9 protein-coding genes and 2 pseudogenes are annotated in these 8267 nt (G+C 60.9%); 3 read left to right on the top strand and 8 right to left on the bottom strand.

What is annotated here, in order from left to right; all coding sequences use genetic code 11:
• From ERD80_RS20820 to pspA, 6 genes and pseudogenes are all read right to left on the bottom strand, one after another.
• Positions 1–380: pseudogene (locus ERD80_RS20820) on the bottom strand (TIGR01620 family protein); the annotation flags it as partial.
• The gene (locus ERD80_RS20815; protein WP_058774727.1) at positions 377–1774 is read right to left on the bottom strand and encodes a YcjX family protein; all 1398 of its coding nucleotides are present in this window, start codon (positions 1772–1774) and stop codon (positions 377–379) included. The pseudogene ERD80_RS20820 and the gene ERD80_RS20815, both read right to left, overlap by 4 nt.
• The gene (gene pspD, locus ERD80_RS20810) at positions 1755–2003 is read right to left on the bottom strand and encodes a phage shock protein PspD (protein WP_021506136.1); all 249 of its coding nucleotides are present in this window, start codon (positions 2001–2003) and stop codon (positions 1755–1757) included. The genes ERD80_RS20815 and pspD overlap by 20 nt, the downstream gene beginning before the upstream one ends.
• A gap of 48 nt (positions 2004–2051) precedes the next feature.
• Positions 2052–2399 (bottom strand): envelope stress response membrane protein PspC, encoded by a 348-nt coding sequence (gene pspC, locus ERD80_RS20805; protein WP_058758492.1) that lies wholly within the window; start codon positions 2397–2399, stop codon positions 2052–2054.
• Entirely contained in the window at positions 2396–2620 is a 225-nt protein-coding gene (pspB, locus tag ERD80_RS20800; RefSeq protein ID WP_136548384.1) for an envelope stress response membrane protein PspB, read from the bottom strand. Before pspB ends, pspC begins: the two co-directional genes overlap by 4 nt.
• Before the next feature lie 57 nt (positions 2621–2677).
• Positions 2678–3343 (bottom strand): phage shock protein PspA, encoded by a 666-nt coding sequence (gene pspA / locus ERD80_RS20795; protein WP_058758491.1) that lies wholly within the window; start codon positions 3341–3343, stop codon positions 2678–2680.
• A gap of 156 nt (positions 3344–3499) precedes the next feature.
• On the opposite strand from pspA, the gene pspF reads away from it, so the two are divergent.
• Both pspF and leuA read left to right on the top strand, forming a co-directional pair.
• A complete protein-coding gene (gene pspF / locus ERD80_RS20790) occupies positions 3500–4495 on the top strand; it encodes a phage shock protein operon transcriptional activator (RefSeq protein WP_058780664.1) in 996 nt (331 codons plus the stop codon).
• 133 nt (positions 4496–4628) lie between these two features.
• Positions 4629–6314, top strand: coding sequence for a 2-isopropylmalate synthase (gene leuA, locus ERD80_RS20785; protein ID WP_136548382.1), 1686 nt, complete (start codon positions 4629–4631; stop codon positions 6312–6314).
• On the opposite strand, the gene ERD80_RS20780 is transcribed toward leuA, so the two are convergent.
• Positions 6265–7047 carry a helix-turn-helix transcriptional regulator gene (locus ERD80_RS20780; RefSeq protein ID WP_136548380.1) on the bottom strand — a complete coding sequence of 261 codons (783 nt, stop codon included), beginning with the start codon at positions 7045–7047 and terminating at the stop codon, positions 6265–6267. The genes leuA and ERD80_RS20780 overlap by 50 nt on opposite strands.
• Positions 7048–7911 carry an NAD(P)-dependent oxidoreductase gene (locus ERD80_RS20775; protein WP_058769741.1) on the bottom strand — a complete coding sequence of 288 codons (864 nt, stop codon included), beginning with the start codon at positions 7909–7911 and terminating at the stop codon, positions 7048–7050.
• A 215-nt stretch (positions 7912–8126) separates the two neighbouring features.
• Between ERD80_RS20775 and ERD80_RS22940 the strand changes: the two are divergent.
• Positions 8127–8267, top strand: a pseudogene (locus ERD80_RS22940) (TonB-denpendent receptor); the annotation flags it as partial.

The raw sequence follows: 8267 nt of genomic DNA, 5'->3' as shown, positions 1-8267 counted from the left end.
AGCCGACGCCATTCGCCAATCAGCGCGCCCGCGCCAGCGGCGACAATCAGCCCACCGGCCACGCCGCTGCCCAGTGCAAACCAGTCGCGCGTCAGCCAGGCATCGTGCAGCCACTGGGCGCCCTGCGCCACCACGCTGATGCCAAAAATACCCAGCCCGACGCCCACCATTTTGCGCCACAGGCTGCGCTTTGGCCGCAGCGCGGCTTCCACCACTTTCTCGCCGGCGCCCTCTTCCAGCGGCTCCGCGTCAGGCGTCACCAGAAACCCCTGTTGCGCGTCGCTGCTAAAGTTGTGCGCCGCGCGCAGGGTCGGCTCCACAGGCTCCTGCAGCGGGCGGGCAAAATCTATCCGAGGTTTGAGTGGCGTTTCATCGCTCATCGCAATTTATCTCCCAGTAAAAATTCCAGCGCAGCATCCATGCGGATATGCGGCAACGGCCGATCGACATCCAGCTGCTGCGGCCGGAACTGTTCAAACTGAAACCCCTGCTGCTGCCAGAAGCTGTTGCCCGGCAGGCGCGGCGGTACTTCGCCCGGGTAAAAAGTCAGCGGTTCACCGTCGGCAAGGCGATGACCGCGCAGCGCCGGTAATTTTTCTCCGCGATGATCCACCAGCCCGCTCTCGGTCGCCTGCACCGACGCCAGCCCCAGGCAATCCATGCTGATGCCTTCAAACGCGGCGTTCTGCCACGCGTCCTGCACCAGCTGCTGCAGCAGCGACACCATATTGGCGTGCTGATCGGCGGTGATGTGATCGGCCTTGGTGGCGGCAAACAGCAACTTATCGATGACCGGCGAGAACAGACGGCGGAACAGCGTGCGCTGGCCATAGTGAAAACTTTGCATCAGCTGGGTCAGCGCCAGCCGCATATCATTGAACGCCTGCGGTCCACTGTTGAGCGGCTGCAGGCAATCGACCAGCACGATCTGACGATCGAAGCGCAGGAAGTGATTTTTATAAAACCCTTTCACCACATGCTGACAGTAGTAGTGAAAACGCTGCTGCAGCATGGCGAAATTGCTGCCGGCCGGTGCCTGCAGCAGCTTACCGGCCTGCTGATCATCGACGTTGGGCCACGGAAAAAACTGCAGTGCTGGCGCGCCAGCCATGTCACCCGGCAACACAAAACGTCCCGGCTGGATGAAGTGCAATCCTTCGGTTTTGCACTGATGCAGGTAGTCGGTCCAGGCCGCGGCGATCTCCGCCAGGCGGTTTTCATCGGCGGGCGCGAACGGGTCGAGATCGGCGCTCAGGCTGTGCCAGCGCGCGGCCCACTGCTGACGATCGCCCTGCAGCAGGCCGACCATCTGGCGTGACCAGCTGAGATAATCCTGTGCCAGCATCGGCAGATCGAGCAGCCACTCGCCGGGATAATCGACAATTTCGAGGTAAAGGGTGGCGGTATCTTTGAAATGACGCAGCAGAGACTGATCCGGCCGGTAGCGCAGCGCAAGGCGCATCTCGCTGACGCCGCGCGTCGGGGTCGGCCACATCGGCGGCGTGCCGTACAGCTGGGCCAGCCCTTCGTCATAGGTAAAGCGCGGCGTACCCAGCTCACGCTGGGGCACGCGCTTCACGCCCAGCAGCCGCTCTTCGCGTACCACGGAAAACAGCGGCAGACGCGCGCCGCTGTGGACATTGAGCAGCTGGTTAACCAGCGAGGTGATAAAGGCGGTTTTGCCGCTGCGGCTCAGGCCGGTGACGGCGAGGCGCAGATGACGATCCACGCCACGGTTCATCAGCCCCATCAACTCATTTTGCAGTCTTTTCATCGCTCTCCCTGATGAAACGTGCCGACAGGCGGTTAAACGCCTTACTCAGCAACGGTTCCAGGGCGGCCGCCAGCAACAGGCGCAGCGGACGGCGCGCCACCGATTTCACTGCCCAGCCGGCCAGGCCGCCGGGCGCATAGGTTACTGCACTGATGATGATGAATTTTCCCGCCGACTTCAACGCAGGCGTTGCACGGCGGCGTAGAGCAGTTAAACGTTGCGTATGCATAGCGCCTCTCTTAGAGCAGCGGACCCACTGACGGGCCCGCGACAGGAATTAAATCTGGCGGAAACGGCTGCGTACGCTGAAGGTTTCTGAGGTCACGTAACGCTCAATATCGCGTACGTTACGCTCATCCGCGGTGAGCGTATTTTCCAGCTCATCCAGCAGTTCGCGCGCCGTTGGTGTGCGCTCAGAGGGTGCGTCCAGCGGTTTTTCATCCAGCACGTAGCCGAGGATAAAGTAGGCGGTCACGGTGATCATAAACAGACCGAAAAACAGTGACAGCACCACAATCACCCGCAGCAGCCGCACCGGAATATCCAGGTACTCGGCCAGCCCGGCACACACGCCGCGCACTTTGCCCTGCTGCGGAATACGCCACAGTTTGCGTCCGTTCATCATGGCTGCCTCCAGTTCGGGTGTTCGGCATCGAGGATCGCTTCCAGCGCCTCGACCCGGTCACGCATGCGGCGCGCTTCATGCGTCAGCTGCTGCAGGCGCTGCAGGTCACCGGACGAAAGCGTCCCGCCGTTGCGTTTGTTGCTGTAGTGCAGCCATAACCAGATCGGTGCCACAAACAGCACGAAGATCGTTAACGGTATGGCCAGAAATAGTGCGCTCATTGACTCTCCTTTTTCAGTACACCCGGCAATCCGGGCCCGTTAGCAGGCCCGGGGCGATCACTCGCTGCGGTTCATTTTGGCTTTCAGCGCAGCCAGCTGCTGGCTGATTTCGTCATCGGCTTTCAGATCGGCAAACTGCTGGTCCAGCGTTTTGCTTTTACCGAAGCGCTGGCTTTCCGCTTCTGCTTCCATGTGATCGATGCGGCGCTCAAAAGATTCGAAGCGTGCCATTGCCTCATCCAGCTTGCCGCTGTCGAGCTGACGACGCACATCGCGTGACGATGAAGCCGCCTGATGACGCAGCGTCAGGGCCTGCTGGCGGGCGCGGGTTTCGCTGAGTTTTTTCTCCAGCTCGCCAATCTCGCCTTTCATGCGATCCAGCGTCTCTTCAACGTGGCTGGCTTCCTGCTGCAGCGCAGCGATCAGGTCGGTCAGCTTCTGTTTCTCAATCAGCGCCGAACGGGCTAAGTCTTCTTTCTCTTTACTCAGCGCCAGCTCAGCTTTTTCCTGCCATTCCGCCTGCTGAATTTCGGCCTGCTCAATACGGCGCAGCAGCTGTTTCTTTTCTGCCAGCGCGCGGGCCGAGGTGGAACGTACTTCCACCAGCGTGTCTTCCATTTCCTGAATCATCAGGCGTACCAGTTTCTGCGGATCTTCGGCACGCTCCAGCAGCGAGTTGATGTTAGCGTTCACGATATCGGCGAAACGAGAAAAAATACCCATAATGATGTTCCTCTGGTTGTCATGTCTTTACGCTCATGACTAATACAAGATGCGTGCCAGTTTTTAATGTGCTGATTTTACTGGGTTTGACTGTTTTACACGCGCGGCGCAATCCGTTAAGGTAGTGAAATTAATTAATCAGTGGTGAATTTCATCATGGCAAACGGTAAAGACAATCTGCTGGGCGAGTCGAATAACTTTTTAGAGGTGCTGGAACAGGTATCGAAACTGGCACCGCTGGAGAAACCGGTGCTGGTGACTGGCGAACGCGGTACCGGTAAAGAGCTGATTGCCAGCCGCCTGCACTACCTCTCCGACCGCTGGCAGGGGCCGTTTATTTCGCTCAACTGCGCCGCGCTGAATGAAAACCTGCTGGATTCCGAGCTGTTCGGCCATGAAGCCGGTGCCTTTACCGGCGCCCAGAAGCGCCACCTTGGCCGCTTTGAGCGCGCCGATGGCGGCACGCTGTTTCTGGATGAGCTTGCCACTGCGCCGATGCTGGTGCAGGAGAAACTGCTGCGCGTAATTGAGTATGGCCAGCTGGAACGCGTTGGCGGCAATCAGTCGCTGCAGGTTAACGTGCGGCTGGTGTGCGCTACCAACGAAGATCTGCCCGCGCTGGCCGCCGCCGGCCGTTTTCGCGCCGACCTGCTTGATCGCCTGGCGTTCGATGTCGTCCAGCTGCCGCCGCTGCGCGAGCGCCGCAGCGATATTCTGGTGATGGCCGAGCATTTTGCCATTCAGATGTGCCGCGAGCTGGGACTGGCGCTGTTTCCCGGCTTTAGCGAGCGCGCTCAGCTCACTCTGTTGCAGCACAGCTGGCCGGGCAACGTGCGTGAACTGAAAAACGTGGTGGAGCGCTCGGTGTACCGTCATCACAGCACCGAACAGGCGCTCGACACCATCATCATCAATCCGTTTGCGCCACGCAGCGCTCCTGCGGTAACTGAAGCGGAAGCAGAACAGCGTGAAAGTGCCCTGCCGGCGCTGCCGCTGGATTTACGCCAGTGGCAAAACCAGCAGGAGCGCGCACTGGTCGAAGCCAGTCTGCAACAGGCGCGATACAACCAGCGCCGCGCCGCTGAACTGTTGCGCGTCACTTATCATCAGCTGCGGGCGATGATGAAAAAACACGGGATCGAATCTCAGTAGGGTTTAACAGACGGGTATCACTGAAGGCGTCGCGCTGCGGCAGCTGTCAGTTTTGCACGCCGGGTTGTCAGCTATGCGTGAGCCGCGTCCGGCAGGTTACTGCAGACTACAGGCAGACCTCAAGGAGACCCCCATGCTGACTCAACCTGCTGAAAAATATCGCCCGTGGCCTGTCATCAATCTGGCGGATCGCCAGTGGCCGTCACGCCAGATCACCCGCACGCCGCGCTGGCTCTCAACCGATTTGCGCGATGGCAATCAGGCGCTGGCTACGCCGATGGACAGCGCGCGCAAATTAGCATTCTGGCAACTGCTGCTGCGTTGCGGCTTTAAAGAGATTGAAGTGGCATTTCCCGCCGCCTCGCAAACCGATTATGACTTTGTGCGCCTGCTGATTGAACAGCAGCACATCCCTCACGACGTCACTATTCAGGTATTAACCCAGGCGCGCGGCGATTTAATCGATCGCACCTTTGCAGCACTGCGTGACGCGCCGCAGGCGATTGTCCATCTGTATAACGCCACCGCCCCGCTGTTCCGAGAGCGCGTATTTCGTCAGAGCAAAGCTGAAATCGTCGAGCTGGCCTGCGCCGCCGCGCGGCAAATCCGCGCACGCTGTGCGGCGCAGCCCGCCACACGCTGGACCTTTCAGTACTCGCCGGAAACCTTCTGCTTTACCGAGCCGGAATTTGCGCTGGAAATCTGTGAAGCGGTCGCCGCCATCTGGCAGCCGGGACCGCAGCGGCCGATGATCATCAATCTGCCCGCCACGGTGGAAGTCAACACGCCCAACGTGTATGCCGACCAAATCGAGTATTTCTGTCGCCACTTCAGCCAGCGCTCACAGGTGGCCATCAGCGTCCATCCACATAACGATCGCGGCACCGGCATCGCCTGCGCCGAGCTGGCGCTGCTGGCCGGCGCCGATCGCGTTGAAGGCTGTCTGTTTGGTAACGGCGAGCGCACCGGCAACGTCGATCTGGTGACGCTGGCGCTGAATCTCTATACCCAGGGCGTGACGCCTGAGCTGGACTTTAGCGATATGCGCGAGGTGCTGGAAGTGGTGACGCGCTGTAACCAGCTGCCAGTCCATCCGCGCCATCCTTACGCCGGCGAACTGGTGTTTACCGCCTTCTCCGGCTCGCATCAGGATGCCATTCGCAAAGGCTTTGCCGAACGCAGCGCGCGTAATGAAGTGGTATGGCAAATGCCCTACCTGCCGCTCGATCCGCTGGACATCGGCTGCAGCTATGAAGCGGTGATCCGCGTGAATAGCCAGTCCGGTAAAGGCGGTGCCGCCTGGCTGCTGGAACAAAATCACGGCCTGCAACTGCCGCGCGGCCTGCAGCAGGATTTCAGCCGCTGCGTGCAGCAGCACACCGATGCTCACGGCCAGGAGATGACGCACCACGCGCTGTGGCAGCTGTTCTGTCAGCAGTACGGCCTGCAACAGCCGCGGTGTCGCCTGCTGCAGGCGGAGAGCCATAGCGATGATCAGGGCGAGACGCGGATTAAAGCGCGCCTGCAGCAGGGTCCGCAGCAGCTGACCCTGGAAGGGCGCGGCAACGGTCTGCTGTCAGCGGCGGTGGCCGCGCTGCGTCAGCGCTTCGATCTGGCCGTAACCATTGAGGATTACCATGAACACACGCTGGGCAAACGCAGCGACAGCCGTTCGGTGTGCTATATCAGCTGCATCACGCCGCGTGGCGAGCGTGCGTGGGGGGTGGGTATTGATAATGACGTGACGCGCGCCTCGCTGCAGGCGTTGCTTAACGCGGCGGGCGCTTTTCTGCCGCCGGAAAGTAGTTCGCTGGCGTAACGCCCAGCACGCGACGAAACATGGCGCTGAAGGCGCTCGGGCTGTCATAGCCGAGATCGAGCGCCACGGCCAGCACCGTATCGCCCTGCGCGGCTTTGGTCAGCGCCACGCTCAGCCGGGCACGCCGCAGCCAGTCGCTAAACTGCAAACCAGTTTCGCGACTGAAATGGCGCGCCAGCGTCCGTTCCGCCACACACAGCTGCGCCGCCGCGCGCGCCAGCGTCCAGCTCTCGCCCGGTGACTGCTGAATCTGCTGGCACAGCGCCAGCAACCGGTCGCTGTGCGGCAGTGGCAGGCCAAACGGCAGCACGTCCATCACGCGAATCTCATCGAGAATCAGCTCGTAAATGCGCTCGGCGCGACTGCCAGACGCGTAATGCTCCGGCAGCGTGAGCGCGCTGACAATCAGCTCCCGCAGCAGCGGCGATATCTGCACCACCTGACAGCTGGCGGGCAGATCGGCGCGCGCCAGCGGATCGACAAACAGCGTGCGCGCCGCCACGCTGCCAACGATGTGCAGCGCATGACGCGTGCCGGCCGGCAGCCACACGCCGCGGCTGGGCGGCACAATCCAGCTGCCGTGTTGCGTTTCCACTTTCACCACGCCGCTCAAAGTATGTATCAGCTGCGCGCAGTGGTGATAGTGCCACGGCTCCGCATCGCCGTGCGCGTAATCATGCGCATACGGCACCAGCGGACGCTGCGAGAAGTCAAAGTCGAGCCGCTGACTCATTTAGCGTTTCAGGTACTGATAAACCGCCGCCAGATCCTGCTCGCCGTAACCGGCATCGACCGCCTGCTGCCAGACATCGACGATGTTTTCCAGCGCCGGCAGTGAGGTGTCGCCGGCCGCGTCCAGCGCCAGCCGCGCATCCTTCAGCGCCCAGATCAGATGCATCTGCGGCGTAAAGTCGCCGCTGGCAATCATGCCGAGTTTCATTTTGGCGTACGGCGCTGCCAGCGGACCGCCTTCCAGCACCTGCCAGAGATCGTCGGTAGTGAAACCAAACTGCTCTGCCAGCCGGGTGCTTTCGGCAAGACTCTGCATCAGGCCAATCAGCCAGCTATTCACCACCAGCTTCATGCGCGAGCTGGCGCCGGCGGCACCCAGCCACTGCGTCCCTTTACCAATCGCGGCAAACACCTGCTCCGCCGCCTGGGCACGCTGCCGGTCGCCGCTGGCCATCACCAGAATCTGCGCGTTTTCAGCCGGCGCTTTGGTACCGGAGACCGGCGCATCAATAAACACCACGTCCGGCCGTGCGGCCGCCAGCCCGGCGATCAGCGCGTCGGTCGCTTCAACACCGATGGTGCCCATCTGCGCCACGGTAGCCCCCTGCTGCAGTGCGTTCTGCACCTGGTTAAGCGTGGCGCGCGTGGTAGCGCCGTCCGCCAGCATGGCAATCACCACGTCTGCGCCTTCCACAGCCTGCGCGGCGCTGTCGCTCAGCGTCAGGCCTGCGGCCACCAAATCTTCCCCTTTGGCACGCGTGCGGTTCCAGCCGCGCACGGTAAAGCCCTTCTTCAACAGATTGGCGGCAAATGCGTGTCCCATCGCGCCTAATCCCAGTACCGCAACTACAGGTTGCTGATTCATGTTTTCTCCTTCTTCTTACCGCAGGCAAAACGATCACACTGACAGAAATTGGGGCTGACAGCCAGGCCAGAGGTGCGGTGAAAGGACATTTTTCACGCCACACTTAACAGGGTTCTGCCCTACTATTAACGCTTTTCAAACCCGCGCTAAAACGATTAACATACGCGCGATAAATGTCCCGATTGGTTCATTTCACGTCTTTTACGGTTATTAAAATGAAAATTGCTCTTTTGCGACAGGCACCGTTGCTGATGCTGCCTGCACTCCTGCCGCTGCCGCTATTGGCGGCGGACAATGCCAGCAATACCCTGGTAGTAAGCGCCGCGCCCGCGGCCAGTGGACTGGCTGAGCTGGAT

The organism is Pantoea sp. R102 (genome assembly GCF_004916815.1).
Lineage (GTDB): Bacteria > Pseudomonadota > Gammaproteobacteria > Enterobacterales > Enterobacteriaceae > Pantoea > Pantoea dispersa.
Note: the sequence above shows the minus strand (reverse complement) of the source record. Positions and strands in the feature narration are given on the sequence as shown.